General features: G+C 58.5%; 23 protein-coding genes and 3 pseudogenes. 16 read left to right on the forward strand and 10 right to left on the reverse strand.

All coding sequences use genetic code 11. The features are described from left to right. The first annotated feature begins 69 nt into the window (after nt 1-69). Nucleotides 70-963, forward strand: a complete 894-nt coding sequence (locus J7E41_RS08950; RefSeq protein ID WP_214991863.1) for a LysR family transcriptional regulator — start codon at nt 70-72, stop codon at nt 961-963. Nucleotides 964-1,061: 98 nt separating this feature from the next. Beyond that, nucleotides 1,062-1,277 (forward strand): annotated as a pseudogene (locus J7E41_RS27990) (nucleotidyltransferase domain-containing protein); the annotation flags it as partial. A 142-nt stretch (nt 1,278-1,419) separates the two neighbouring features. Here J7E41_RS27990 and J7E41_RS08955 read toward each other — a convergent pair. Genes J7E41_RS08955 through J7E41_RS08965 form a run of 3 tightly spaced genes read right to left on the reverse strand, consistent with a single transcriptional unit; the run spans nt 1,420 to nt 4,263 of the window. Next, nucleotides 1,420-2,448, reverse strand: a complete 1,029-nt coding sequence (locus tag J7E41_RS08955) for an alpha/beta hydrolase (protein ID WP_214991865.1) — start codon at nt 2,446-2,448, stop codon at nt 1,420-1,422. A 25-nt stretch (nt 2,449-2,473) separates the two neighbouring features. Then, nucleotides 2,474-3,034, reverse strand: a complete 561-nt coding sequence (locus J7E41_RS08960; protein WP_214991867.1) for a cyclophilin-like fold protein — start codon at nt 3,032-3,034, stop codon at nt 2,474-2,476. A 32-nt stretch (nt 3,035-3,066) separates the two neighbouring features. Then, the gene (locus J7E41_RS08965) at nt 3,067-4,263 is read right to left on the reverse strand and encodes an MFS transporter (protein WP_251029415.1); all 1,197 of its coding nucleotides are present in this window, start codon (nt 4,261-4,263) and stop codon (nt 3,067-3,069) included. Between the two features lie 127 nt (nt 4,264-4,390). Between J7E41_RS08965 and J7E41_RS08970 the strand changes: the two genes are divergently transcribed. The 4 genes and pseudogenes from J7E41_RS08970 (at nt 4,391) to J7E41_RS08985 (ending at nt 8,002) form a co-directional block, all read left to right on the forward strand. Next, on the forward strand, nt 4,391-5,284 hold the full coding sequence (locus tag J7E41_RS08970) for a LysR family transcriptional regulator (protein WP_214991869.1): 894 nt from the start codon (nt 4,391-4,393) through the stop codon (nt 5,282-5,284). A gap of 11 nt (nt 5,285-5,295) precedes the next feature. Next, nucleotides 5,296-5,685, forward strand: a complete 390-nt coding sequence (locus J7E41_RS08975) for a GFA family protein (RefSeq protein ID WP_214991870.1) — start codon at nt 5,296-5,298, stop codon at nt 5,683-5,685. A gap of 107 nt (nt 5,686-5,792) precedes the next feature. Next, the gene (locus J7E41_RS08980) at nt 5,793-6,857 is read left to right on the forward strand and encodes an alpha/beta hydrolase family protein (RefSeq protein ID WP_214991871.1); all 1,065 of its coding nucleotides are present in this window, start codon (nt 5,793-5,795) and stop codon (nt 6,855-6,857) included. Between the two features lie 517 nt (nt 6,858-7,374). After that, nucleotides 7,375-8,002 (forward strand): annotated as a pseudogene (locus J7E41_RS08985) (glutathione S-transferase family protein). Between the two features lie 45 nt (nt 8,003-8,047). Here J7E41_RS08985 and J7E41_RS08990 read toward each other — a convergent pair. Beyond that, a complete protein-coding gene (locus J7E41_RS08990; RefSeq protein ID WP_214991872.1) occupies nt 8,048-8,899 on the reverse strand; it encodes an EcsC family protein in 852 nt (283 codons plus the stop codon). A 138-nt stretch (nt 8,900-9,037) separates the two neighbouring features. Here J7E41_RS08990 and J7E41_RS28515 point away from each other — a divergent pair. From J7E41_RS28515 to J7E41_RS09005, 4 genes and pseudogenes are all read left to right on the forward strand, one after another. Continuing rightward, a pseudogene (locus tag J7E41_RS28515) lies at nt 9,038-9,130 on the forward strand (LysE family translocator); the annotation flags it as partial. A 183-nt stretch (nt 9,131-9,313) separates the two neighbouring features. Next, entirely contained in the window at nt 9,314-9,745 is a 432-nt protein-coding gene (locus tag J7E41_RS08995) for a bleomycin resistance protein (RefSeq protein WP_214991873.1), read from the forward strand. Nucleotides 9,746-9,961: 216 nt separating this feature from the next. Then, a complete protein-coding gene (locus tag J7E41_RS09000) occupies nt 9,962-11,458 on the forward strand; it encodes a methyl-accepting chemotaxis protein (RefSeq protein WP_214991874.1) in 1,497 nt (498 codons plus the stop codon). A 109-nt stretch (nt 11,459-11,567) separates the two neighbouring features. Continuing rightward, on the forward strand, nt 11,568-12,188 hold the full coding sequence (locus tag J7E41_RS09005; RefSeq protein WP_214991875.1) for a LysE family translocator: 621 nt from the start codon (nt 11,568-11,570) through the stop codon (nt 12,186-12,188). Nucleotides 12,189-12,197: 9 nt separating this feature from the next. Here the strand turns inward: J7E41_RS09005 and J7E41_RS09010 are convergent, their stop codons facing one another. The 3 genes from J7E41_RS09010 to J7E41_RS09020 all read right to left on the reverse strand — a co-directional run bounded on the left by J7E41_RS09010 (nt 12,198) and on the right by J7E41_RS09020 (nt 15,172). Next, the gene (locus J7E41_RS09010) at nt 12,198-12,917 is read right to left on the reverse strand and encodes a type 1 glutamine amidotransferase (protein WP_214991877.1); all 720 of its coding nucleotides are present in this window, start codon (nt 12,915-12,917) and stop codon (nt 12,198-12,200) included. Between the two features lie 170 nt (nt 12,918-13,087). Beyond that, nucleotides 13,088-14,098 carry an inositol 2-dehydrogenase gene (gene iolG, locus J7E41_RS09015; protein WP_214991879.1) on the reverse strand — a complete coding sequence of 337 codons (1,011 nt, stop codon included), beginning with the start codon at nt 14,096-14,098 and terminating at the stop codon, nt 13,088-13,090. Nucleotides 14,099-14,146: 48 nt separating this feature from the next. After that, a complete protein-coding gene (locus J7E41_RS09020; protein WP_214991881.1) occupies nt 14,147-15,172 on the reverse strand; it encodes a LacI family DNA-binding transcriptional regulator in 1,026 nt (341 codons plus the stop codon). A 124-nt stretch (nt 15,173-15,296) separates the two neighbouring features. Between J7E41_RS09020 and J7E41_RS09025 the strand changes: the two genes are divergently transcribed. From J7E41_RS09025 to J7E41_RS09035, 3 genes are read left to right on the forward strand one after another with little or no spacing between them, the layout of a single operon-like run. Next, a complete protein-coding gene (locus J7E41_RS09025; protein WP_214991883.1) occupies nt 15,297-16,145 on the forward strand; it encodes an SDR family oxidoreductase in 849 nt (282 codons plus the stop codon). Further along, entirely contained in the window at nt 16,142-17,290 is a 1,149-nt protein-coding gene (locus J7E41_RS09030) for a phytanoyl-CoA dioxygenase family protein (protein WP_214991891.1), read from the forward strand. The genes J7E41_RS09025 and J7E41_RS09030 overlap by 4 nt, the downstream gene beginning before the upstream one ends. 49 nt (nt 17,291-17,339) lie before the next feature. Further along, entirely contained in the window at nt 17,340-18,263 is a 924-nt protein-coding gene (locus J7E41_RS09035) for a sugar ABC transporter substrate-binding protein (protein WP_214991893.1), read from the forward strand. 61 nt (nt 18,264-18,324) lie between these two features. Here the strand turns inward: J7E41_RS09035 and J7E41_RS09040 are convergent, their stop codons facing one another. Then, nucleotides 18,325-18,648 carry a DUF2834 domain-containing protein gene (locus tag J7E41_RS09040; RefSeq protein ID WP_214991895.1) on the reverse strand — a complete coding sequence of 108 codons (324 nt, stop codon included), beginning with the start codon at nt 18,646-18,648 and terminating at the stop codon, nt 18,325-18,327. A gap of 121 nt (nt 18,649-18,769) precedes the next feature. On the opposite strand from J7E41_RS09040, the gene J7E41_RS09045 reads away from it, so the two are divergent. Further along, nucleotides 18,770-19,633: a helix-turn-helix domain-containing protein gene (locus J7E41_RS09045; RefSeq protein ID WP_251029416.1), complete on the forward strand. Its 864-nt coding sequence runs from the start codon at nt 18,770-18,772 to the stop codon at nt 19,631-19,633. 249 nt (nt 19,634-19,882) lie between these two features. On the opposite strand, the gene J7E41_RS09050 is transcribed toward J7E41_RS09045, so the two are convergent. Further along, on the reverse strand, nt 19,883-21,622 hold the full coding sequence (locus J7E41_RS09050) for an amidohydrolase (protein ID WP_214991897.1): 1,740 nt from the start codon (nt 21,620-21,622) through the stop codon (nt 19,883-19,885). 105 nt (nt 21,623-21,727) lie between these two features. Between J7E41_RS09050 and J7E41_RS09055 the strand changes: the two genes are divergently transcribed. Continuing rightward, complete coding sequence (locus J7E41_RS09055; protein WP_214991899.1) at nt 21,728-22,642, forward strand: LysR family transcriptional regulator; 915 nt, start codon at nt 21,728-21,730, stop codon at nt 22,640-22,642. Beyond that, nucleotides 22,639-24,030, forward strand: a complete 1,392-nt coding sequence (locus J7E41_RS09060; RefSeq protein ID WP_214991900.1) for a PLP-dependent aminotransferase family protein — start codon at nt 22,639-22,641, stop codon at nt 24,028-24,030. The genes J7E41_RS09055 and J7E41_RS09060 overlap by 4 nt, the downstream gene beginning before the upstream one ends. A gap of 294 nt (nt 24,031-24,324) precedes the next feature. On the opposite strand, the gene panB is transcribed toward J7E41_RS09060, so the two are convergent. Beyond that, complete coding sequence (gene panB / locus J7E41_RS09065) at nt 24,325-25,140, reverse strand: 3-methyl-2-oxobutanoate hydroxymethyltransferase (protein WP_214991901.1); 816 nt, start codon at nt 25,138-25,140, stop codon at nt 24,325-24,327. Nucleotides 25,141-25,423: the final 283 nt, after the last annotated feature.

The raw sequence follows: 25,423 nt of genomic DNA on the forward strand, positions 1-25,423 counted from the left end.
ATGCTACGATCCAACCTTTTCAAGCGGTAGATAGCATTTCTGGCAATCACCTTTGCGTAAGAGGCACAGATGGATTTCAGCGGAAGGTCAGGTGAAATGGGCGTGTTCGCCACCGTGGCGCAGGAAGGAAGCCTGTCGGCCGCCGCGCGTGCACTGGGGCTGACACCCTCGGCGGTCAGTCGGATCATCGCGCGCACCGAACAACGTCTGGGCACCCGGCTGCTGTTGCGTACCACCCGAGCGATCACCTTCACCGCCGAGGGCGAGGCTTTCCTTCGCGGCGCCCGGCGTATCCTGGCTGACATGGCCGAGGTCGAAGAGGCCATTGCCGACCAGGGCGTACCAAGGGGGCGACTGCGGGTCAGCGCCGCCCTTGGCCACGGCCGGCTGGCCATCGTTCCCTTGGTGGCAGCATTCAGCGCCCTCTACCCGAACATCATCGTCGACCTCACGCTCGGCGACGAAGTAGTCGACATTCTCGGCGGCCAGGCCGACGTGGCGGTACGCTTTGGTCATCTGCCTGACAGCCCGCTGACCGCGCGCAGGATCGGCGACACCGGCCAGGTAGTGGTGGCATCGCCCGAGTATCTACAGCTCCACGGCAGCCCCCAAGAACCGGAAGACTTGCTACGGCACAACTGCCTGCTCTTCAACTTCCGGCGTGCCGAACCCAACTGGCCGTTCATCCGCGGCGCAAGAGAGTTTTCCCTGAAGGTCAGTGGCAACATCGAATGCAGCAGTGGTGAAGCACTGGCCCAACTCGCGCGAGTAGGTGCCGGCATTGCGCGTATCGGCGAGTTCAGCGTGAGCGAGGACCTGCGGCGCGGCGACCTGATACCGCTGCTGGAAGCCTGGAACCCCGGTGACCGAGAACCGATTCATGCGGTGTTCGTAGGTGGCTCGGCAATGCCGGCGCGGGTGCGGTTATTCGTGGACTTCTTGATAGAACATCACCGGATGTAAGCGATGGCGTCATCTGATCCTTCCGGGGGCGTTAGCCTGAAGCGGCCACTGTCAGGGCTGTTCACGGATCTTTTTGATCAACCATCATGGACGGTTTCATGGCGCGATCTCACCTTCTTGGCGCTGGTACAGATGGTTATATCCTCACCGTGTCCAACGTCGAGATGCAGCCACAGTTTCAGGTTTTACTGGAGGATGTTTGCATTACGCTCGCTCAGTAGGAACCGCTGCTGGACGGGATTTATCTTTATGGCTGCGTGGCTAGAGGCGACGCGATCCCGGGGGTTTCCGATCTGGACCTGACCCTGGTTCTACTGAATTTCTCGAGAGCTTGTCCGCAACGCCGGTAACCTGTCATGAATAGATTTACCAACCCTCAGCCCGCTTGAGAATGTCTGATTTCCGAAAAGCCTCACCGAGGTGAGGCTCAATTGCGAGGCAGATCTGATCAATCGCTTACTTCAGGTTGCTTTGAAAAAAAGTCGTCAGTTTGTCGAAGGGAATGAGATTGACACGGTCATAGAGGTCGACATGGCCAGCGCCCGGAATGATGACAAGCTCCTTGGGTTGACCGGCTAGTTTATAGGCCTCTTCGCTGAACTCTCTTGAGTGCGCATCTGCGCCTGCAATGAACATCATTGGGCGAGGTGAAATCGTCTCAATGTCATTGAACGGGTAGAAGTTCATGAACTTGATGTTGCTGACCAGCGTCGGGTGCGTCGTCAGTTCTTTCTTCGAGTTGGGTGACGTGTACTCGCCGCGCGACGTGCGATAGAAGTCGTAGAACTCCCGCTGAATGGGATGCGTATTCTCATCCAGTTTATGCACCGTACCGCTGGTGTAGAGGGTTTCACCGCCAGTGAACTCCACATAACGTTGTTGCGCGGCTTGCGCGATGATGCTTTTGCGTTGGTCCAGTGTCTGGGAATGCTTCAATCCATCACGATTGGCTGCGCCCATGTCGTACATGCTCACCGTTGCTATGGCTTTCATGCGTGGATCGATCTTGGCTGCACTGATGACGAAGCTCCCACTGCCACATATCCCGATAGCTCCAATCTGCTCCCTGTCAACGAAAGCCTGGGTGCCCAGAAAATCCACTGCCGCACTAAAGTCCTCGGCATAGATATCCGGCGAGACAGCGTTGCGAGGTTGTCCCTCGCTTTCGCCCCAAAACGAAAGGTCCAGGGACAACGTCACGAAGCCCTGCTCCGCCATTTTCGTGGCATAGAGGTTCGCGCTCTGCTCCTTGACCGCGCCCATCGGATGGCCGACAACGATAGCGGGACTCTTCGCGTTGCGATCCAGATTTTTGGGCGTGAAAAGATTCCCGGCCACGTTCATTTGGTATTGGTTTTTGAACGTGACTTTTTGCACTGTCACTTTTTCGCTCGTATAAAAATTATCGGCGCCGTTAGACATATCCGCTCCTATTGCCGAAAGTGAATTGACAAAAAGTGTGAGTAGAAGAATGAGTTTTTTCATCGGAAGCCCTATTCATGCAGAAGAACTAGTCGTGGGAAAACACAACTCGTACATCACGTCGACCTAGCGCTTGAGACAAGCCAACAGGGTTGTCCACACGACCGAGGCGCGTGTACGAGTACGACGAGTTGAAGGTCAAATAGAAGACAACCAGCGTGTCCGTGCCATACAACATGAGATCGCCATTGCGCAACGCTCCTGGAGCACTGGCATGGGTAGGCAGCGCCTCTGGAAGACTGGCAAATTTCTCATTACTGTTGAGATCGCTCATCTCCAACGTCAGCGGCAGCAACTCGGCAAACGCGCGAGCGGTATCAGAGTCGGCCAAAGTAATGGCGAAACGATGCTCGCCGACGTCCATCCACATGTGTAATTTCTCCCATATCAACGACGCTGATGCGGCATCTTTCGCAGCTGTTTGATGTGAGCCAAAGGCAAGATGTTGGCGAGCTTCATAACCGCCGAGTAACAGCATTCCATACAGTAACCCCAACCAATGCAGGTGCCTCAGCCCCCAGAATCGACGGTGTCCGATTGCCGAAAGGAAGGTGCGCCGCTCACAATTTCTGGCACTTAAGCGGATCATGGTCCGACGCATCTCCTTGCCCTTCGCGTGGTTCAAATGGCCCGGTGCGTTTTTGAGTGTGATGTCAAAACAGTCAAGAAAGCCGCAAGCAGGAGCACGGCGGCGCTCGCCACGAACGTGCTCTGATAACCACGACTATCGAACAGCAGGCCTCCAACGGTAGAACCCAAAGCGATGGACAACTGAATCACCGCCACCATCAACCCGCCGCCGGCCTCGGCATTTGCGGGTAGAGCTTGCGCAATCCAACTCCACCAGCCGACGGGCGCCGCGGTAGCCACCAGCCCCCAAAGACCGAGCAGCACAGCAACGGCCAAGACCGAAGTTCCCAAGGGGATCAATGTCAAAGCAATCACAGCCATCAGTAAGGGAATGGTGATGAGTGTCCGGAACAGGGCACGCCTCACAAACACGCCGACTATCAGAGTGCCGATGAAGCCTGATACGCCAATCACGAGCAAAATCAGCGACAGCATGGTTACGTCAACCTGCGTCACTGTTTCGAGAAACGGCCGCAAATAGGTGAACAGAGCAAACTGCCCCATAAAGAACGCGGCGCACCCGGCCATGCCCAGCGCCACGGATCGATGCTTTAACAGTTTGAAGATATTTGCGGAGCCAGGGGCACGCTTATCCGCCTTCATGGTCGGCAGGCTGGTCCATAGCCATATGAGGGCAATCGCCGCCACCGGCACCAGGCAGAAAAAGGCGCCGCGCCACCCCATGACCGCCCCCAAATAGCTGCCCAGTGGTGCGGCAATCACAGTTGCCAATGCGTTACCGCCGTTGAAGATCGCCAAGGCCTTGGGCACTTGGTTAGCAGGCACCAGGCGCATGGCCGTTGCAGCGGACATGGACCAAAAACCACCAATGACCACGCCGATAAGCGCGCGACCGACCATGTACGTCAGATAGTTTGGCGCCATCCCGACTACGACACCGGATAGAGCCATCAAACCGGTCAGTGCCAGCAACAGCGTCTTGCGGTCGAGGGAGCCGACGAGCCCCGAGATTGACAAGCTCGTCAGTACCGCGAATGCCCCGGAGATCGCGATGCCTTGCCCTACGAGCCCTTCGGTGACATGAAGATCAACGCCTATCGGTGTCAGCAGGCTGACGGGCATGAACTCCGAGGCGATCAGCGCGAACACGCAAAGCGTCATTGCAAAGACCCCGCTCCAGTAAGCAGGTTGCTCATTTGCCTCGGCTATTGGGAAAATAGCAGCCATCAGGGCCTCACCTTCATTCAAATTCATGAATGGAATAGTGAGGCAACGACTTTCCGACAACTAGCTAATGAATACTTAACAAGGCTATAAGTACAGCTAATCAATAGGCAGCAAGGGCGGTTGCAATATGGTCAGAAGGAACCTCAACGATCTGCTGTCATTCGTCACAGTGGCGCGCGAGGGCAGCTTCACACGCGCAGCCTCGATCCTGGGTGTCACCCAATCTGCGCTTAGCCAGGCCATCAGCGGCCTGGAAGCCCGCCTCCAGATCAGATTACTGACACGTACCACTCGCAGCGTCTCACCGACGGTAGCTGGCGAGCGGTTGTTGCGGGCCATCGGCCACCGCTTCGATGAAATCGAAGCGGAACTGGATATGCTGACGGAACTGCGCGACAAGCCGGCCGGGACGGTACGAATCACATGCGGCGATCACGTCCTGCGCAATACACTGTTGCCCACACTCACTCCTTTGCTCCACGAATATCCGGATATCCAGGTCGAGTTCGACGTCAATTACGGTTTTAGAGACATCGTGGCTGATCGTTTTGATGCGGGTGTGCGTTTGGGCGACACCATCGACAAAGACATGATTGCGGTGCCCATAGGACCACCGTTACGGATGGCGGTCGTTGCCACGCCCTCTTACTTTGCCACTCGTGCTGTTCCAAAAAATCCGCGCGACTTGATGAACCATAGTTGTATCAACCAGCGCATGCAGACATCAGGCGGCCTTTACGTGTGGGACTTTGAACGGCGCGGTAAGCAGTTGAACGTACGTGTAACCGGGCAGCTCACTTTCAATACGTCTGTCCACATAGTGGATGCCGCATTGTCGGGACTAGGAATTGCCTACCTTCCCGAGGAAGAATTTGAGCCACATCTTCAAGAAGGCAGGCTGATGCGAGTACTCGATGACTGGTGCCCCCCGTTCGCTGGATACTATTTGTATTACCCCAGCCGGCGGCAACCCTCTCCGGCATTTTCGCTTGTTTCCAATGCGCTGCGCAAAGGCGTCTAAAGGTGTCCGCTATGACCGACCTCTTTCAAGGCAGTTGCCTTTGCGGCGCCGTCAGATACGAAATTCTGTCACGACCAAAAGCCCTTACTCACTGCCATTGCAACCAATGCCGCAAAAGCCATGGCGCAGCGTTTGCCAGCTATGGCAGTGTGTTGCGTAGCGACCTGAATCTTGTCCAAGGCGCCGAGAGCATCAAGTCGTACCCGTCCTCTGAATCGGTACTTCGCCAGTTCTGCGTCGAGTGCGGTTCGTCGTTGTTCTGGTCAAGAAGCCAAGGGGAGTTTGCCCAGTGGGTTTCGATAGCGATGGGCACTCTGGACTCCACGTTCACTGCCGACAAACAGATACATACAAAGGTGGAGTTCAAGGCAACATGGTATGAATGGCCACCGTCCCAATGACCGCTTTGGGGCGACTCCGTGACAGGCCCCTTTCGGCGTGATGGACACGCGCCCCACAACGGATTTCCGATTCTGATAAGTTGATCTAATCAAGGAAGATAAAGACATTGAAAACAGCTCTCGCCACCCTGCTTCTGATCTGCCTGGCCACCCACGCACTCGCCGACGATACCCCTATCGGCTTCCAAGCCTCTACGCTGCCAGATGCGCACAATGAGCGCCCGCTGGAGATGGTCGTCTGGTACCCCAGCACTTCCACCGCCCCACCACAATTGATCGCCGACAATCCGGTGTTTGTCGGGGTGCTTGCCGTCGAAAACGCGCCAGCGGCTGTCGGTGAGCATCCATTGGTGGTGCTCTCTCACGGCTTTCAAGGTAATTGGGGCAAACAGGCATGGCTGGCCAGTGCGCTGGCTCATCAGGGGTACATCGTGGCGGCGGTCAACCACCCCGGTACCACCAGCCAGGACCGCAGCCCTCAAGCCGCGGCACAGTTATGGCTGCGTCCCGCCGACATCAGCCGGGCCATCGATGCGGTCATGGCTCAACCGGAACAATTTGGCAAGATTGCAAAGCGTCGAATTGCGGTAGTCGGCCACTCACTCGGCGGCTGGACCGCCCTGGAAATCGCCGGAGCACGCTTCGACCCCGAGCGTTTTGCCGAGGACTGTAATGTCCACCCACAGTTGGCCAGTTGCACCGTTTACCAACAGATCAACCCCGCCAGCACCCCTGCAGCCAAGGCCCGTCTGGCCGCCGATTTAGGCGATAAACGTGTCACCGCCATTGTTTCATTGGACCTGGGCCTGTCGCGCGGGCTGACCGATAAGAGCCTTGCGGCGCTGTCGGTGCCGACGCTGGTGATCGCGGCGGGCGTGCCGTCTAAAGAGCTTCCTGCTCAACTGGAGTCCGCTGATCTGGCCAAACGGCTGCCCCACGCCTCAACGCGCTACGTCGAGATCAGCGACGCCAGCCACTTCAGTTTTATGTCGGTGTGCAAACCTGACGCGATGGCGAGGCTCGAAGAAGAGGTGCCAGGCGATGGCATCATTTGCTCCGATGGCGACGGCGCTCGGTCACGTGAGTTGATCCAGCAACAGATTACATCGCTGATCAGCGAGTTTCTGGCGCAATCACTTCGCAACCAGGCGCAGCCCTTTCAAGGTCTTTGAGAACGCAGCCAAATACAGTTGAAACACCCCCGCTCAGGGCAGCGAAGATCAATGTTTGCAGTACCGACGCCATCGCAGCCTCGCTAAAGCTCGGCAGCTCTTATCAAACTTAAAATAACTTACTGATTTTAAAGGGTTAAAATTTCACCCTAAAGTCTTGAGTCCTGCATAAACAATTTCAGGCGACCGCATTCTTGTGGCGAGCGGGCTTGTCCCGCGTTGGGCTGCGCAGCAGCCCCAAAACCAGGCGCAGAGGAGTGCCTGATACACCGCATTCGTCTTCATCAGGGGCGCTTCGCACCCCAACGCGGGACAAGCCCGCTCGCCACAGAGGTCCCAGTTTGCTGCGCGACAGCGCTACGTCGAAGAGGTAGTGGGACCTCCCACAAGGGTTTTACGTCGCCGGTTAGCTCTTCACCCCTGGCCTGATGCGACTGACTGTTCAAAGGCGCATGACGCTAAGACGGCGGTGCAGTCTTTGTTCTAGACTCCTCACTCTCGCACAGCGGAGCTTCCCATGATCACTGTCCACCACCTCAACAACTCACGCTCGCAACGCATTCTATGGCTGCTTGAAGAACTCGCCCTGCCCTATGAGATCAAGCGATACCAGCGCGACCCGAAAACCAACCTCGCCCCCCCCTGAGCTCAAGGCCATCCATCCGCAGGGCAAATCACCGGTGATTGAAGACGGTCCCCAGGTGTTGATCGAGTCCAGCGCTATCATCGATTACCTGATTCGCCGCCATGGCGACGGCCGCCTGCAGCCGGACCCCGCCACTGCCACCTACGATGAATACGTGCAATGGCTGCACTTCGCCGAAGGTTCGGCCATGCTGCCGCTGATGCTCAACCTGTATGTCGGACGCCTGGGTGAGGCTGGCGCGCCGTTGCATCCACGTATCGAGTCGGAGCTGGCCAATTATCTGGGTTATCTGAACGACGTGCTGGGGCAGACGCCTTATCTGGTGGGTGAAGCCTTGAGTGGCGCGGATATCCAGATGAGCTTCATTGGCGAACTCGCCAGGGCCCAGGGAAAGTTGAAACCGTACCCCAACGTGGCGGCGTGGGTGCAACGGTTCCAGGGCAGACCTGCGTACCGCAAGGCGCTGGAACAGGGTGGGGAATATGCGTTTGCGAAGTAGTTTGCCGGGGCTGACGGAACTACTGCCTAATCGATTCACCCGCGTCTAGCTCGCCCGAGGCACGGCCTTGATGGCCGTGTACTCACGCTTGATCGGCTCAAAGCCATATTTTCCCTCAAGCCTTTTGACGATGAAGTGCCCTCGCGCCATGTCCTGATAGAAATGGGTAAACAGGGCATTGATCGTCGCCCCAGTAAAGGCTCCCATCACGGGAACAGCCTGCGCCGCGAACTTGCTGGAAATGGTAAAGCCAAAACGTGTCGCGACCTTATCGATCAGTATCGCCAGCCATTTCCCGGCCTGCCCTGGGGAAAGGGTGCTGATGGCCTTGGAACCCTGCTTGGCGGCTATCCCCGCCAGCTCCTTGGACAGTTGTTGCATGGCCTGAGTGGTGAAACTGCGGGTCATGTAGTAGCCCGTCTCCGTCGCATCGTCGGCCTGGCTGTTGCCGCCCATGGCAAACACCTCGATGCACGCCTGCTTGGTAGAAAAGTCGCCCAGGTCAAAACCTTCGCTGCGCGCCACGTCGGCGACCGAGCGCATCATGATGGTGGTGGAGATCGGCAACTCGACAAACAGTGCCGCAATACCGAAAGCCCCACCGATAGCCCCCGAGGTCGCAGCATAGGCCTTGTGCAACCGGGGCGAGGCAGGCTTTTTCGGGTTGTTCTCCAGGCTCCACAGCGCCGCGTCAGCGGACGAATGCAGCGCCGCCGCCACTGCGCCATTGATCCTCTTTGAAACCAAACCCGGCAATGCCTTTACCGCGCTTTCGATAGGTGAGCCGATCATGCCCGACAGCCTCGCCGTCAGGGAGGGTGACTCCAGCAGACCAACGGCCCGCTTCAGGTCTTGATAGTCCTCGGGGTTGTCTTGGATGCTCACAGGGGTCTCCATCAGATTTTCCGGTTCTCTTATAAGCCAAAGACCCGCGAAACGGGCCATTGTGCCGTTGGATACATAGGCTTTGAGCCCTTGCTGCTAGTCACACCCTGTTAAAAGGTGGCTGATGACTGACCCACCTACCGGCCACATGCCCGCCGGCAGGCAGAGGCCGAATCGACGGCGGCCAAGGTTGGATTGTGGGCGTTGGCACGGCAGGAATTTCTGGTAGCAGCGGGTAAGCCTGATGATGGGCAATATGAGTTTTTCTGACGGACTGCTTTCGGCCAGAAGCAGCCACTCAACCAGACTCGATAATTCCCTCCTGACCGTGCATCATTATGCTCGCCACGACCCCATCGTGGCATCGAAGTCATAAGTACAGAACCCTGCCTGCAAAAATGAGCCTTGTGAAATGGAAGTCATCTCATGTTCGAACGCAATAAACTGGTTCCGGAGTTAATGGTAACCCACCTGGATAGCAGCTTAGCTTTCTGGGTTTCTTGCCTGGGGTTCAAAGTAGCTTATCAACGCCCTGAAGATGGGTTTGCATACCTTGATTTAAATGGTGCTCAAGTAATGCTTGAGCAGGTTGATTCGGACGAGGATCAATGGCTGACTGCGCCGTTGACTAAGCCCTTTGGAAGAGGCATCAACCTACAGATTGATGTTGAGGCTGTCGCACCCATCATCCAAAAACTTGATCAGGCTGGATTTCCCCTCTATCGAGAATGCAAAGACACCTGGTATCGGGCTGAAGACGTAGAAGTTGGCCAGCGCGAATTCATCGTCCAGGATGACGACGGTTATCTCATAAGGTTGGTAGAGCGACTGGGCGAGCGACCGGCTTACTCAACCTGAATCTGAGCCAATCCGACCGTTAGCTTTGAGTCAAAAGCGGCCGAAGCCAAGTGTCTGCGCTTAGCCGTTACCGGCCTAAAGCCCGTCCCGAAGATGCCGATAACCTTCATGCATCAATCGATCAACGTTCCCTTACGTCTGATTCGCTCCTCGCATGCGCGTGTGGCACCTCGCATGTTTGCTTAATCCTTGCCGGACCACATGGAGTACGAGTGAATGCCTGCGCAAGCCCGATTCATCGAGCACTACCGCAAAGCCGACCGAATTATGCTCGCCCTGCTCTGGCTGATGGGCCTGTTCTCTCTGGGCCTGGCTTTCTGGCACGACACCCTGCTTCAAGCGCTCTTCGTGGGAGGCGGCACCTGCGTGGTGCTCACCCTGTCCTATCGTGTCATCGGCGGCACCCGCCTGATGCGTTGCGCACTTGGCGTTGGCCTGATGGTCATGGCTGCATTGCACATCAACCAGACCCAAGGCGTCATCGAATCGCACTTCGGCATCTTCGCGCTGCTGGCGGTGCTGACCTTCTACCGCGACTGGCTGCCAATCCTGGTGGCCGCCGTCACCATCGCAGTGCACCACGTGGTGTTCCATGCCTTGCAGCATCAGGGCTTCCCTGTTTTTGTGATGGAGCATCACGGAGGCTGGAATATGATTTTCGTCCACGCCTTCTACGTGGTCATGGAGACCGTCGCCCTACTCTACCTCGCCGTGCACAGCCAGACCGAAGCAGTAGAAAGCCAGGAAATGCTCGAAAAAATGCTCGCCGTCACCACCCAGTTCAGCAGTGAGGCCGCCAAGGACGACCCGGGAAAAATCCACGTCTCCCTCGCCACCCGCTTCGACAACTTTCTCACTCAGATCACTGGCCTGATCGACGGCGTCGCCCGCGATTCCCACGGTCTCGGCCAACTCGGCCAGGAACTTGCCCACGCCAGCGGAACGCTGGAAAAAGGCGCACGCCACCAACTGGCGGAAATCGCTCAAATGACCGGCTCCATGCAACGCATGGAAGACGCCATGGGCCATATCGCCGTACACGTCGAGCATGCCGTCGAACACGCGGGTCAAGCCAGCCAGCAAATCATCCGCGGCCAGGAAAGCGTCGGCCGCGCCCAGCAGGAAATCACCCAACTCGCCACCCGCCTCCACGACACCAACAAGACGGTCCAAGGGCTGGCCGTGCAAGCCGAACAAATCGGCTCAGTGCTGGAAGTCATCAGCAGCATCGCTAACCAGACCAACCTACTGGCCCTCAACGCTGCCATCGAAGCCGCCCGCGCGGGTGAGCAAGGACGCGGGTTTGCCGTAGTCGCCGATGAGGTACGCAGCCTGGCGCAGCGCACGGCGGTGTCTACCCAGGAAATCAAGGCCATTATTGAAGGGCTGCAACACGGCAGCCGGCTGGCGGTTGAAGCCATGCACGCTAGCCGTCAAGGGGTGGAGCGGTGCGTGGAAGACAGCCAACTGGCGGTGCAGATGCTGCAGGCGGTGGGCAATGACATTTCGCAAATTGATCAGTTGAATGGAAGGATTGTGTCGACCACCCGCGAGCAATCCACGGCGAATGTGGAGATTGTGGGACGGCTGCAGTCGGTGCAGAGCATTGCACAGAGTACAGCGCAGGATGTGGAGATGCTGGCCAGGAGCAGTGAGCAGTTGCCGCCGATTGTGGTGCGCCTGGATGCTCTGGGGCGCCGGTTTCATCAGTGATGACCGCACCACGCGCGCTGGGGTCATTGCGGCCTCAACGCGCGGATTGTCCAACGCCCCTCACACCCCTTATCCTCGACGCTCCCCGTCCGCCCTTCCGGAGCCGTTCATGGACCTCGCCACCCTCACCCTGTTCCTCCCCGCCTGTTTCGCCCTGAATATGGCTCCCGGTCCCAACAACCTGTTGTCCGTCAGCAACGCTACCCGCTATGGCTACCGCACTTCATGCCTGGCCGGCGTCGGTCGCTTGCTGGCCTTCGCCGGCATGATCGCCCTCGCCTCCGCCGGGCTGGCGGTGGTGTTACAAACGTCGGAGTTGCTGTTCTACGGAATCAAGATTCTTGGGGCGGCGTATCTGTTTTATCTGGCGTACCAATTGTGGCGCGCCAATCCGCAGGCAGAGGCCGAATCGACGACGGCCAAGGTTGGATTGTGGGCGTTGGCGCGGCAGGAGTTTCTGGTGGCGGCGGGCAATCCAAAAGCAATCCTGATCTTCACCGCCTTCCTGCCGCAGTTCGTCGATCCGGCACAGCCCATCACCCCGCAATTCGCCCTGCTCGGCGCGATGTTCCTGGCCCTGGAATGGATCGCCATCAGCGCCTATGCCTATATGGGCCTGCATATGCGCCGCTGGTTTGCGCAGCCTCGGGGCAAGCGGATATTCAATCGCTGCTGCGCCGGGTTGTTGTCGGCGGCAGCGACGGTGTTGTTGATGGCGCGGCGTGCTTGAGCGGGGTGATTACCGCAGGTTGTAGTGCACCACCAGCTTGTCCAGGAACCCAAAGAGTTTCTGGTTCATTTCGTCATAGTCATTGGCACGCAGCGCCGCCGATTGTTGAACGAAACGGCGGCCCGTCGCAGCGGCCAGCTCGCTCTCGGAGGCGGCGATAAGCGACTCCACGACGTCGCGAGTGAACTCCATATGGCACTGAAAACCATACACGAGCGGGCTGTACTCAACGATCTGCCTTGGGCAGCCTTCGCTGTAGGCCAGGACCTTCGCGGTGTCAGTCAGGCCGGGCATGTCGTTATGCCAATGACCGACGTCCAGGATGTCGCCAAAGTCCGCTACCTTGTCGTTGGCTTTACCCGCCGCCGTTAGCGTAATCGGGTACTTGCCGATCTCTTTCTCAGGGCTGTGACCGAACCTGGCCCCCAAAGCCTCACCCACCAGTTGGGCACCGAGGCAGACACCCACCACGGCCTTTTGCGCCTTGACCGCTTTGACAATCAAGGCGCATTCGGCAGCGGCGTCGAAGTGGGGACATTCCTGCAAGGTGGTCGCAGGAGATTGTGGGCCACCAAGGACGACCAGAAGATCGATGTTGTCGACATCGCCAGGCAAAGCCGTGCGCTCATAAACGCGGGAGTAGCTGGCTTCATATCCACGCTCTTTGACCCACGCCTCATAGGCGCCGGGGCTCTCGAAGGCTTCGTGAACGACGAAATGAACTTTCATTGGGACTCCTCGGTGGCTGATGCAAAGATCGTATATGACACAACGTGTCATATACAAGAGCAGCTTCTCCTTGTTTGTGAAAGCTCAGGGTCAGTGAAATGTCCGAATATGATCAATCAGGTCCCACAGCTAGGCGCTGAATTGTGACGCTACCGCTGCCGTTGACTGCGTCATCCAAGGAGTCGGTAGTCAATCGCCACTGTCCGCCCTGTCCTGATCGACTCCAGCGCGCAATCAGCCAGGTGCAACGCATACAAACCATCGCGCATATGAGTCGGTAGCGCTGCTCCAGTGTGCAGCGCGTTGATGAATTGCCCCAGTTCATTGCGATAGGCATCCGCGTACCGCTCCAGGAAAAAGTGCTGCAGCGGCTCCCGTGCTTCGGTGTGCTCACGGTTCCAGTGACGCAAGGTGCTGGGGCGATGGTTATCGGTCAACAACACGCCGGTTGCACCCGACACCTCCACGCGCTGGTCGTAGCCATAGACCGCTTCGCGGCAGCAGTTGATGTGGCATTGTTTGCCGGAGGCGGTACGCAGTAACACCATCACGCTGTCGTAATCGTCGATTTGTGCAAGCGTCGGGTCCACCAGTCGGCTGGCGATGGCGCTGATTTCACAGGGTTCTTCGCCTAGCAGGTGGCGAGCCATGTCGAAGTCGTGGATGGTCATGTCCCGCAGGATACCGCCGGAGTGGCTCAGGTAGTCCCGAGGCGCCAAACCTGGATCGCGACTGGTGATGATCACCTGACGTACAGCGCCGATCTGCCCGGCGTCAATGGCCTTGCGCAGGCTCAGGATGTCGGGGTCAAAGCGCCGGTTGAAGCCCAGCATGACCCTGCCACCCTGGTGCTCGACCGCCGTCACCGCAACGCGCGCTTTGGCGATGTCCAGGTCGATGGGTTTCTCACACAACACCGCCTTGCCTTGGGTTACCGCCACCAGAAGCAGATCGATATGAGTGTCAGTCGGCGTGCCGATTACCACCGCGTCGATATCGTCTCGGCTCAGCACGGCGGCGCAGTCATAGGCAGCCTCACAGCCCAGTTGCGCGGCTAGTGCATCCACCCCTTCGCGCCAGGGGTCAGCCACCAGTACCAGATGGGCGTCAGGGTGAGCGGCGACGTTGGCCGCGTGGATTTTCGCGATACGGCCGGCACCGAGGACAGCGATTCGTAGCATGGTCGAACTCCTGGAATTGTTATTTGACTAGGGGTTTAACGCGGTGATTCAGTCAGGCAAGTTGAACGGCGTAACGACCTGCACCTGTGATGGTGCAATCGGCCCGGCCTTCCACAGCCGATGAAATTGCAGGATGTGCAGGAACACATTGCGGGCATCGATCTGCAAGTTGTGGTCGATGATCGCGGCGATTTTTTCTTCGGCCAGCAACTGCCGGTTTTCTTCATCCAGGTCATGGCCGATGAACACGTCCAATGGCCGGTCCAGCGCCGCGAACGCGTCGACAATCGCCCGGTTGCCACCACCGACGCTGTACGCCGCCTTGAGTTGGGGATTGTGTTTCAGCGCCTCGGTCACCCGTTCGAAGGTGCGGTCGTACACGCCATAACCGCCGCTGATGTCCAACACCCGCAAGTGTGCGGCGCGCCCTCGAAGCCACATGCGAAAACCCATTTCGCGCTCTTCTTCACCGCGAAACAGCTCACTTCCGATGACCACTGCAACCTCTTGTGGCTGCGGTGCCAGCCAGCGCGACAAAAGGTAGGCGGCGGTCTGCCCGGCGGTGCGGTTATCCATGCCTACATAGCCAATACGCTCGCTGTTGGGCAGGTCGGTGACGAGGGTCACCACCGGAATACCCGCGGCGACCAATTGCTTGACCGCCAGGTTCACCGCCGGCTCATCGGCGGCCTTGAGCACCACGCCCTGGCTGCCGGTATCGAGGCAGCGCAACAGTTGGTCATGCATCGCCTGGGGTTCGATTTCCTCGAACAGGTGAAACCGCGGGGTAATGCGAAACGGCGCCAAGCTGCCCAGTTGCGCGGTAATTGCTGCCCGTACCGCCGTGCTGAAACGCTTGGGCGTGTGCATGATCACGTCGACGTGAATCGTATGCCCCACCGCCAGGCCGTTCTTTTCCTGGGCCTCCAATTCGTCCAACGCCTGTTCGATTCGTCGGTGAGTCTGGTGATGCACGCTGCCGCGTTGATGCAGGACCCGATCAATCGTGGCCTTGCTGACGCCCGCCTGAGTAGCCAGTTGCTTGATGGAAAAATGTTTGGCGCGTTCGAGCATGGTTCTGGGCCTGAGGTTATTTTGAGGTTTTTTTGGGCATTACTGAGGTCATTGCAATGCTAGTCTCAGTTTTGCCTGGCGTCGAGCCCAGGCGCTCACAACAACAAGAACTCTGGAGAACCTCATGCCCCACACCGACCTCGCCACCTCGTTCAACGGTCAGTACTTTGTCATCACCGGCAGCACCCAGGGCCTTGGTGCGGCGGTGGCCCACACCCTGGCGCGCCGAGGCGCTGCCGGTTTGATCATTTGCGGGCGTCGCCTGGACCAGGGCCAGGCCCAATTGCGCCAATTGGAAGAACTCGACTGCCAGGCGCATTTCGTCCAGGCAGACCTGGAACAAGTCGACGATTGCCGTGCAGTGATCGACGCTGCCCGCACCCACTTCGGCACCCTCCACGGCCTGGTCAACTGCGCCGGCATGTCGGATCGCGGCACGATCCTCGACACCTCTCCCGAACTGTTCGACCGGCTTTTCGCCGTCAACGTGCGGGCACCGTTCTTCCTGATGCAGGAAGCGCTGAAGCTGATGATCAGCCAAGCGGTGGAAGGCGCTATCGTCAACATCCAGAGCGTCACCGGCCACGGTGGACAATCGTTCCTGACACCTTATGCAGCGTCCAAGGGGGCCTTGGCAATCCTCACCAAAAACGTTGCCTTCAGTGCCTTGCGCAACCGTATACGGGTCAACGGCCTGAACATCGGCTGGATGGATACGCCTCACGAGGACGAAATCCAGCGTCGCTACCATGGTGCTGAGGACGGTTGGCTGGCCGCCGCCGAGCGCGCGCAGCCTTTTGGTCGCCTGCTCAAACCCGAGGAAGTGGCCCAGAGCGTGGCATTCCTGCTGTCCCGCGAGTCGGGGATGATGACCGGCACGGTGATCGACCTGGAGCAAGGCGTGATTGGCTGCGGCGACGGCACCACGCCTCGTCCGGACCACGCCCTGAGCCTGCTGGAGGGCACGCGATGAACCAGCCGTTCTTTGGCCATGCCGACGCGGTGCAGTTACCCGACTTCGCCCAACTCTGCGAACAACAAGCCCACCCGCAAGACTACCCCCACTGCACCGAAGTGCAGAACAACGTGCCGATCTACCAAGCGCAGACCCTGCGCGACGCCGACCGCGACACGCTGATGAACGAGTTGCACCGACTGTTTCGTGACGGCCCCGGCGTCATGGTGGTGCGCCAAGGATACGCCGACCTGAGCGTGATCGACCGCCACAGCCAGGTGTTCAAGGCGATCTTCGCCGAGCAAGCAGCCCAAGGCGTAGCGGCCGATCACTTCGCCAAAGCCGGTAGCAACGGGCGCATCTGGAACTCATTGCAGAAGGCCGCCCTGCACTCCCCGTCATCCTTTGTCGAGTACTACGCCAATCCGCTGCTGGGGTTGATCGCCGAAGCCTGGCTGGGCCCAGGTTTTCAAGTCACAGCTCAGGTCAACGTGGTGCACCCCGGTGGCCAGGCCCAACAGCCGCACCGTGACTATCATTTGGGTTTCCAGACCAGCGAAGTGGTCGAGCGCTTTCCCCTGCCCCTGCACATGCTGTCCCAGTACCTGACGCTACAGGGTGCCGTGGCCCATTCGGATATGCCATTGGAAACCGGCCCCACCCAACTGCTGCCGTTTTCCCAGCAATACCCGCTGGGTTACCTGGCTTGGCCTCGCCCGGAATTCATCGAGTACTTTCAGCACCACGCGGTGCAACTGCCACTGAGCAAAGGCGACCTGCTGTTCTTCAACCCCGCACTGTTCCACGCTGCCGGCACCAACCGCACCACCGATTGCCAGCGCATGGCCAACCTGCTGCAAATCTCCTCTGCGTTCGGCAAGCCCATGGAAACCCTGGATCGCGAACGCATGATGCTGGCGCTCTACCCTTGCCTGCTGGAACGCTTGGCGGACAAGGTGCTGGATGCTCAAGGCCTTGAAGCGGTAATCGCCTGCACCGCCGACGGATACTCCTTCCCTACCAACCTGGACACCGACCCACCGCTGCAAGGCTTGGCGCCACAAACCGGGCAGCAGTTGATGCACCTGGCGCTGACAGAACGCTGGCCCTACGCAACCTTTGCAGAGCGTGTCGAGCAGATGCGTATCAAGCGCCAAGCCTGAACTGTGTTTTCAACGTCTTCCAAAACAACAACAAAACCGGACTGAAACCATGAAAAAAGCACTCCTGACGTTCCTCTTTGCCACGGTCTTTGCACCGCTGGCTATAGCCGACATCCGCATCGGCGTCAGCATCGCCCAAGTGGACGATGTGTTCTTGGCCCAGATGCGCGACTACATGGCCGCCCACGCCAAGTCCCTGCCTGGCGTCACCCTACAATTCGAAGACGCCCAGGGCGACGTGGTGCGCCAGCTCAACCAGGTGCAGAACTTCACCTCCCAGGGAATGGACGGGATCATCGTCAACGCAGTGGACACCGCCGCCACGCAAAAGATGACGGTTGAAGCACAGAAGGCCGGCGTGCCTCTGGTCTACGTCAATCGTCATCCCGACTTGACCGAACTGCCGCCGGGCGTTGGCTATGTGGGCTCGGACGAGATCAAGGCCGGCGAGTTCCAGATGCGCTACCTGGCGGAAAAAATGGGTGGCAAAGGCAACCTGGCGATCATGCTCGGCCTGCTCTCCAACAACGCCACCCACAACCGCACGAAAGGTGTAAAAGACGTGCTCAAGAGCTACCCCGACATCCATATCGTGGAAGAACAGAGCGCCGAGTGGCAGCGCAGCAAGGCCATGGATCTGATGAACAACTGGATTCTGTCGGGCAAGAAAATCGATGCGGTGGCGGCCAACGCCGATGAAATGGCAATTGGCGCGGCTATGGCCATCCGCCAGGCCGGGATGCGTCCGGGCAAGGACATTCTGGTAGGCGGCAGCGACGGCGGCCCTGCGGGGCTGGATGCAATCAAGAAGGATCAACTGGCAGTGACTGTCTTCCAGGACAACAAGGGCCAAGCTATCGGCTCTATTGATCTGGCGTTGAAGATGATCAGGAAAGAACCCTATACAGCCGAGCTGTCCATTCCTTATCAACTGATCACCAAGGATAACTATCAAGACTTTCTGAACCGTTGAAGGGAACGCCCGCTCGATACAATGCCGCCGGGTAGCGGCATTGTGCTTTCCATTTCAACTTCTACTTGAGCGGGTGTCTTGAGTCGCGGGCAAAGCCGTTGATCACCAGATACAACAGCGGGCCGATTGAAACGAAAATCGCCGTTATCAGCACGTAAGGGAGGATGGAGACAAGCGAGCGTCCTTTCGAGCGCGCATCCCGGTACATCCAGACGCAAGCCATGACCGCAAGCACATAGAGGTCGATCACCACCTGTGCGGTGTCCGGGCGTGACATGAGTTCGAGGCCGAACGCCATAAGGGACTGATCGGCCTGCAACAGCGTGTACGCCGTATACAGGGAAAACCCCAGCAGGGTAACGAGAGCGAGATACGGTCGTTGCATTTTCTCCTCCTTGGAGACAAAAGTGGCTGATCAACGTGAGCACGTTAGTGATAACGTCGCCTGGCCCTCAATGACCTCTCAGGTCATGGACGTCATTGACCCGCACTGCCAGAGTCAAACCATGAGCCCCCAAACCTTTCCCCGAACGACACCTCCAACCACCGCCGGCACACAGCTGCGCCAGTTGCGGCGGCAGGCCCGGTTGAGCCAACTGGATCTTGCGCTGATCAGCGGAATTTCCCAGCGCCACCTGAGTTGCATCGAGACCGGTCGCGCCAAACCGAGCCCTGGCACGCTGCACAACCTGCTGATGGCGCTGGAGGTGCCGCTGGAGCAATGCAACAACGTGTTCCTGGCGTCGGGCTATGCCCCGCGCTACGAAGCCACCCCGCTCTCCTCACCGTCGATGGATGCGATTCGAGACGCCATCAGCCATGTGCTTCACGCCAACAATCCCGCACCGGCGATCGTGCTGGGTAGTCAGTGGGAAGTCCTGGCCGCCAATGCCAGTACCGCCGTGTTGTTCGATCTGGTGGGGCTGGCGCCAGACGCGGCCGATGGGTTGAATCTACTGGTCACGCTGCTGCAGCCTGGAGGCCTTGGTGATCACTTGATCAATGCCGAAGAAATCAGAAACATTGCTTGGCAACGGGCATCGCGAGAAGCCCTGAGCAATCCCGCTCTGGCCAGCCTCGTGGAAAGCCTGCCGCCTGCGGACAGCTTCGCTTCCATGGCCAATGATCTGCCGCCCTTGGTGCTGACTCGCATCAATTCCCGGCAAGGCGAGTTGAATTTCCTGTCGACCTTCACGACCTTCGGCATGCCGCTGGACATCACCGTGACGTCGTTGCGGATCGAGCATCTGATTCCGGCTGATGCGCATACCTGGCAGGTCATGACTGTGGCCTATGCACAGTCGTTAAGCGCACTGGAAGCCATGCCTTTCAAGGTCTTTGAAATGTCAGTGGCATCAGGCCAGGAATGAAGATCTAACCGGCGACGCAAAACCCTTGTAGGAGCTGTCGAGCTTTAGCGAGGCTGCGATAGCGGTGGGTCAGGCACCCTCAATGTTGGCTGTGCCGACGTCATCGCAGCCTCGCTAAAGCTCGACATCTCCCACAGTTGATCTTCACCGCCCTGAGCTGGATGTTTCAGCCGTATTGGGCTGTTTTTCAAAGACCTTGAAAGGCATGGCACTGAAAGCGTCTTGATCGCCGGTTACACATACAAAGTCCTACGGGCGACTATAGACCTCACGCCCGGCAAAGTAGGTCTTGAGTACCTGGGTGTCGGCCAGTTGCTCGTCAGCCACGCTGAATACATCGCGGTCCAGGACAATCAGGTCAGCCTGCTTACCCGGGCTGAGCGAGCCAATCTCTTTCTCAAGCCCAATGGCTCGGGCGGCGTTGCGGGTATAGGCATAGAACATCGTTTCCCGGTCGATCCCCTCGCCTTTGTTGAGCACACCCTTGGGGCCCTTGCGACTGATTGCCTGGGATATGGCTTTCCACGGCTCCGGGGTGCTGACCGGCCAATCGCTGGCACCCGCAATGGTCGCGCCGTTTTTCAGCAGCGAGCGCGCCGGATACATGTACTGGAATTGCATCGCATTGATGTAGGGCTTGAGCAGGTCAATGCTTGTCTCGTCCGCACTCGCCCAATACAGCTGCATGGAGGCAATGACGTTCAGCGGTTTGAAGCGGGCGAATTCCTTGGGGTTGACCAATTGCAGATGGGTGATCGAATGGGTGACGCCACTTTGCCTGTCACGGCGCGCCTGCTCGATGCCATTGAGGGACTCGCGTACCGCACGGTCGCCAATCGCATGCACATGCACCAACCAACCACGCGCATCGGCGGCGCTGACCAGCTCACCGAAATGCGCGGGGTCGATCAACAGCTCTCCGGCTTTTTTTGAGTTTTTGTAGGGTTCGAGCAAGGACGCGGTTTGCGCGGGAACCTCGGCGACGCCATCGGCAAAGATCTTGATGCCCGGCAGGCTGAGGTTGTCGACGCCGGAGAACTGTTTTCTGACCTGATCCAACACCTCCAGGTCAGCGGGCTTGCTCTTGGGGTTGGCAACCATTAACGCGGCCACCCGCAATTGCAGCTCGCCCTTGTCCGACAGGGTTTTGTAGACGGGCAAGACCCCCACAGTCTGCGCGGTAGGTTTGAAATCGAATACCGCATCGCCTGGCATCGCATTGGCCGCCGGGTCCATGAGTGCGGTAATGCCCAAGCGGTGATTCAGATCACGCGCCGCCCGGCCTGCATCCAGCAACTCGTCAAAGGTGGGAGCGGGAAGCTGAGACTCCACCGCAGACAATCCGGCGTCTGCCACGAAGCCGTTCGGGGTGCCGTCCGCATGATGGCCGATGGTCGCCACGGCTTCACCTTTGAGCGACTTGACCCGTTCGGCGTCAATGCCTGCGCGCTTGAGCATCGCCGTGTTGGCCCAGCCGGTATGGTAGTCCCAGCCGATGAAAGCAATCGGCGTGTCAGCCCATTCACCGTGGTTGAAGCGCTTATCAAGTTGGGCCAATTGGCTCCAGTAGGTCGAAGGGAAGCCACCCACACTGAGCATGTCCCCGTGGCGGGCCTTGCCGTTATCTCGCCACGCGCGTAGCCGTTGCTCCAGTTCGTCAAAGGGCAGCATCTGCGATTCAAGATCGGCCGACTTGAGTTTCACTCCGCCAAAAATCGCATGGCTATGGCTGTCGATGAAGCCGGGCATCAACACCTTGCCCTGCAAATCAATCACCTGCGTACCGGTTTCTTTCAGCGCTAGAACCTCGGCGTCGCTACCTACCTTGACGATCCGGCCATCGACCACCGCAACAGCTTGTTGCAGCGCCTGCCCCGGTTCGGCGGTGAATACCTTGCCGTTGTACAAGAGCAGATCGGCCGCCGCCATGCTTGCCATTGATGAAAAAGCAACTGCCATTGCCAGCGTCGCCCTGAGAGCATTCTTCATAGCCCCAACACCTTTTTATTAGAGTGTTCGAGAGACTAGCCAAGTCAGATGATGTTAAGAATACTTGATGCCTGAAACACATACTTTCCCAAAAGGAAAAAGCCCATGGACCAGCTTGGCGCCATCACCATGTTCGTGGCCACCGCACACCACGGCAGTTTCACCCGTGCGGCTGCCTACTTGGGCAAAACGACTTCCGCCTTGACCAGGGCCGTGACCCACCTTGAAGAGGAACTGGGAACACGCCTGTTCGAGCGCTCCACACGCCGGATTGCCCTGACCGAAGCCGGGCATATCTACCTGGCAAACGCTCGCCAGGTGCTGACTCAGCTTCAACAGGCGCGAGAAGATATTGATCAGCTGCAGCAGGAGATGTGCGGCACTTTGCGCGTGGTGGCTCCGCCCTCCTTCGCTCCGGCGTTTCTCAATGCAGCGTGTTGCCGCTTTCTCGAGCAATATCCGCTGATGCGTCTCGAAGTCGACCTCACCGATGAACTCGTGGACCTTGTCGAGGGCAGCTACGACCTTGCGGTACGCGACGGGCCCGTCGAATTGCCCGCCCTGATCGCGCGGCCACTGACCGCTAACCGCATCCTGCTTTGCGCCAGCCCCAGCTACCTGCAACGCAAGCCGCTTGAGGTGTTGCCTCACACATTCGATCAGCACGACTGGCTGGTTTTTCGACACCCGGCGCTGAACCCTCATTACTGGTGGTATACCCACGAAGGTGAACGCCGGCGCATATCACAGCCAGCGCCTCGCCTGGCGAGCGACAATTATGACTTCCTGTTCGCCGCCCTCTTGTCCGGCATGGGCTTGCAGTTGTGTCCACAGTGGAGTGCAGTCCCCTATCTAAAACGCGGTGAGCTGGTGCAACTACTCCCCGATATAGAGGCCGACCCGGGCCAATTCGGAGCAAAAATCCATGTCATCTACCCTGAACACCGGCGTCACACCCGCAAGCACCAGGCATTTATCGAGTGTCTGAGCAACTATCTGGACGAGGAGGCGCTGCATTGAATGTCAAAGATGCTTGCTTCGCCTATCAGGCGGTGTACCGCTATCTCGTCGGGCTGATCGAGACCGCCCATTCGGAAGGTGAGCAGAAACTGCCGTCCTTGCGGCAACTGGCCCGGCGTCTGAACGTGTCGGTGTCGACGACCAAGTACGCCTATTCGCTGCTTGAGGACGAAGGGCGGGTCTATGCCAAACCCAAGTTCGGTTATTTCACCAAGGCGATGCCTGCACCTGCAGTGAGTGAGGGTTCGTCCAACTTGCTGGACAATGTGTTCTCCAACGCACGCCAACCGGGGATGTTGGCCCTGAGCAGCGATGCTCCGGCGATGCTGTTGTCGCTGGAAAACCCGCTGTTGATGATGGAGCGCGAACTGGCCCGTCAATACCCCCGCTCCCCTGCGCCGCTCTATCAGCCACTCGGCGAGCCCGAGTTGCGCGCAGCGTTGGCCGAACGCTACACCGGCTCCGCTCACTGTTACTGGCAGGCCGAGCATGTGTATATCGGTTCGGACCTGCACAGCGTGCTGGAGTTGTCGCTCAGTGCCCTGAATCTGGGGGGCACCGTGGCGCTGGTGGAGTCGCCGTGCTCGTGGGCGATCCTGCGCCAGCTACAGGCCGCGAAGATCCGTGTGATCGAAGTGCCCCTCGGCCAAGACGGACGTTTCAACCTGCCCGCCCTCAGTGAGCTGCTCAGGCGTGAGCCCATCCGGGTGGCAGTGCTGTCGTCGACGGTGAATATTCCTCAAGGCAGCCTGATGCCGGCGCAGGATAAACAGCAGATCTGTCACTGGCTGGCGGAACGGGATATCTGGCTGTTCGAAAACGACACCTACGGCGAGTTCTGTTTCTCCCCAAAGCCCGCCCGCTATCGCGACTTTGCCGATCCGGAGAAACTGCTGGTGTTCTCGACCTTCGACAAGGTCATCGGCTCGGAAGCCCCCTATGGTTATGTACTGTGTCGCCGGCATGGGCCGCAGTTGCAGCGGCTATTCCTGGAACGGGGGTTTCGCCTCTCGCCGATCCGTCAGAAAGCGATCGCCAAGCTCTTCAACTCCAAGCGCCTCGACCAGCATCTGAACGTGTTGCGGGGCCTGTTGCTGGACCGTATGCAGTGCATGAAGGCCTTACTGGAAGAGCACGCCGCCGGCCAGTTGCAGGTGGTCGCTGCGCAAGGCGGCGCGACCTTCTGGCTCGAGGCCACACGTCCGGTAGACATGCGGCGGGTGTTCGAGCGCTTGCTGGCCCAGCGCATCGTCATCGCCCCCGGAGAAGTCTTCAGCCAACAGGGCGCCTGGAAGCATCACTTGCGCCTGAGCTACACCCTCGACTGGAGCAAGGATATTCCCCTGGCCCTGAAGAAATTGGCCCAGGCTATCGACGAAGAGCACTAGCCAGACTTAAAGCCATGCCTTTCAAGGTCTTTGAAAAGTCAGTCGCATCAGGCCAGGGATGAAGATCTAACCGGCGACGTAAAACCCTTGTGGGAGCTGTCGAGCTTTAGCGAGACTGCGATAGCGGTGGGCCAGGCACCCTCAATATTGGCTGTGCCGATGTCATCGCAGCCTCGCTAAAGCTCGACATCTCCCACAGTTGATCTTCACTGCCCTGAGCTGGATTTTTCAACTGCTTAGGGGTTCGGTGTTAGCCATAAGGCTGTTTTTCAAAGACCTTGAAAGGGCTGAAACTTAAAGCCCATAGCAATGCTGCGCTTCAGGGAAACGGCCATGGCGCACGTCTTCGGCAAAACGCTCGCACGCATCGCGAATCACCGCGCCGACATCCGCGTACTGTTTGACGAAGCGCGGCATCTGCCCACTGCTCAAGCCCAGCACGTCTTCGGTTACCAGCACCTGGCCGTCGCAGGCCGGTGAGGCGCCGATGCCGATGGTGGGCATCTTCGAATCCAGGGTGATTTGCCGGGCCACGCCTTCGGCCACCCCTTCAAGTAGCAAGCTGAAGGCGCCCGCGTCGAGGTTGGCCCGCGCATCTTCGGCAATCACCGCCGCTGTTTCGGCGGTCAGGCCCTGGGCCTTGAAGCCCCCCATGACATTGACGAACTGCGGCATCAGCCCGACGTGAGCCATGACCGGAATACCCCGTGCCACCAGGAATTCGACGGTACTCGCCAGGGTCTTGTTGGCTTCCAGCTTGACGGCATCGCAACCGGTACGCGCCAACACCTGGGCGCAATTGCGAAAGGCCTGTTCGTTGGACTCCTGATAGCTGCCGAAAGGCATGTCGGCGATGACACAGGACAGGCGCGTGCTGTCGACCACAGCCCGAGTGTGGCCGATGATTTCTTCAAGCTGCATGCTCAGTGTCGAGGCCCGGCCATAGCCGACCATTGCGGTGGAGTCACCCACCAGAATGAAATCGACCACAGGGTCGATCAGCTTGGCAATTGAGCTGGAGTACGCCGTCAGGGATACGATTTTGTGTTGGCCCTTCATCGCGACCAGTTGTGGAACCGTCAATCGTTTAGTGCGGGTATGGATGCTCATGAAGGTCTTCCTGTGATGATCGCCTCGACGCCCGGGACCGTCGAAAACACGCTGAATTTCTTCCAGATAGCGCCATTACCCGGGGGTTTGGAGCGCCCGATTATTGGTTAACCGCAAGAAAATTCAATGTACAGATTCACCTTAAAAAGCAACCCAGGTGGATGCTGCCCCCCAAATAAGGCCATCTGATGGTGGAGCCTTTTTGACAAAGTCGAACTTATCGAAACGCCTGCTAAAAAGTTTATCTAGCCGAACGAAAGCTTTAACTAAATACAACTACGCA

This window comes from Pseudomonas fluorescens, assembly GCF_018614655.1.
GTDB lineage: Bacteria > Pseudomonadota > Gammaproteobacteria > Pseudomonadales > Pseudomonadaceae > Aquipseudomonas > Aquipseudomonas fluorescens_BX.

What these genes read in the sequence shown, in the direction of transcription:
- J7E41_RS08950 (WP_214991863.1), top strand. Translation starts at nt 70, where the DNA reads ATGGATTTCAGCGGAAGGTCAGGTGAAATGGGCGTGTTCGCCACCGTG.
- J7E41_RS08955 (WP_214991865.1), bottom strand. Translation starts at nt 2,448, where the DNA reads ATGAAAAAACTCATTCTTCTACTCACACTTTTTGTCAATTCACTTTCG.
- J7E41_RS08960 (WP_214991867.1), bottom strand. Translation starts at nt 3,034, where the DNA reads ATGATCCGCTTAAGTGCCAGAAATTGTGAGCGGCGCACCTTCCTTTCG.
- J7E41_RS08965 (WP_251029415.1), bottom strand. Translation starts at nt 4,263, where the DNA reads ATGGCTGCTATTTTCCCAATAGCCGAGGCAAATGAGCAACCTGCTTAC.
- J7E41_RS08970 (WP_214991869.1), top strand. Translation starts at nt 4,391, where the DNA reads ATGGTCAGAAGGAACCTCAACGATCTGCTGTCATTCGTCACAGTGGCG.
- J7E41_RS08975 (WP_214991870.1), top strand. Translation starts at nt 5,296, where the DNA reads ATGACCGACCTCTTTCAAGGCAGTTGCCTTTGCGGCGCCGTCAGATAC.
- J7E41_RS08990 (WP_214991872.1), bottom strand. Translation starts at nt 8,899, where the DNA reads ATGGAGACCCCTGTGAGCATCCAAGACAACCCCGAGGACTATCAAGAC.
- J7E41_RS08995 (WP_214991873.1), top strand. Translation starts at nt 9,314, where the DNA reads ATGTTCGAACGCAATAAACTGGTTCCGGAGTTAATGGTAACCCACCTG.
- J7E41_RS09000 (WP_214991874.1), top strand. Translation starts at nt 9,962, where the DNA reads ATGCCTGCGCAAGCCCGATTCATCGAGCACTACCGCAAAGCCGACCGA.
- J7E41_RS09005 (WP_214991875.1), top strand. Translation starts at nt 11,568, where the DNA reads ATGGACCTCGCCACCCTCACCCTGTTCCTCCCCGCCTGTTTCGCCCTG.
- J7E41_RS09010 (WP_214991877.1), bottom strand. Translation starts at nt 12,917, where the DNA reads ATGAAAGTTCATTTCGTCGTTCACGAAGCCTTCGAGAGCCCCGGCGCC.
- iolG (WP_214991879.1), bottom strand. Translation starts at nt 14,098, where the DNA reads ATGCTACGAATCGCTGTCCTCGGTGCCGGCCGTATCGCGAAAATCCAC.
- J7E41_RS09020 (WP_214991881.1), bottom strand. Translation starts at nt 15,172, where the DNA reads ATGCTCGAACGCGCCAAACATTTTTCCATCAAGCAACTGGCTACTCAG.
- J7E41_RS09025 (WP_214991883.1), top strand. Translation starts at nt 15,297, where the DNA reads ATGCCCCACACCGACCTCGCCACCTCGTTCAACGGTCAGTACTTTGTC.
- J7E41_RS09030 (WP_214991891.1), top strand. Translation starts at nt 16,142, where the DNA reads ATGAACCAGCCGTTCTTTGGCCATGCCGACGCGGTGCAGTTACCCGAC.
- J7E41_RS09035 (WP_214991893.1), top strand. Translation starts at nt 17,340, where the DNA reads ATGAAAAAAGCACTCCTGACGTTCCTCTTTGCCACGGTCTTTGCACCG.
- J7E41_RS09040 (WP_214991895.1), bottom strand. Translation starts at nt 18,648, where the DNA reads ATGCAACGACCGTATCTCGCTCTCGTTACCCTGCTGGGGTTTTCCCTG.
- J7E41_RS09045 (WP_251029416.1), top strand. Translation starts at nt 18,770, where the DNA reads ATGAGCCCCCAAACCTTTCCCCGAACGACACCTCCAACCACCGCCGGC.
- J7E41_RS09050 (WP_214991897.1), bottom strand. Translation starts at nt 21,622, where the DNA reads ATGAAGAATGCTCTCAGGGCGACGCTGGCAATGGCAGTTGCTTTTTCA.
- J7E41_RS09055 (WP_214991899.1), top strand. Translation starts at nt 21,728, where the DNA reads ATGGACCAGCTTGGCGCCATCACCATGTTCGTGGCCACCGCACACCAC.
- panB (WP_214991901.1), bottom strand. Translation starts at nt 25,140, where the DNA reads ATGAGCATCCATACCCGCACTAAACGATTGACGGTTCCACAACTGGTC.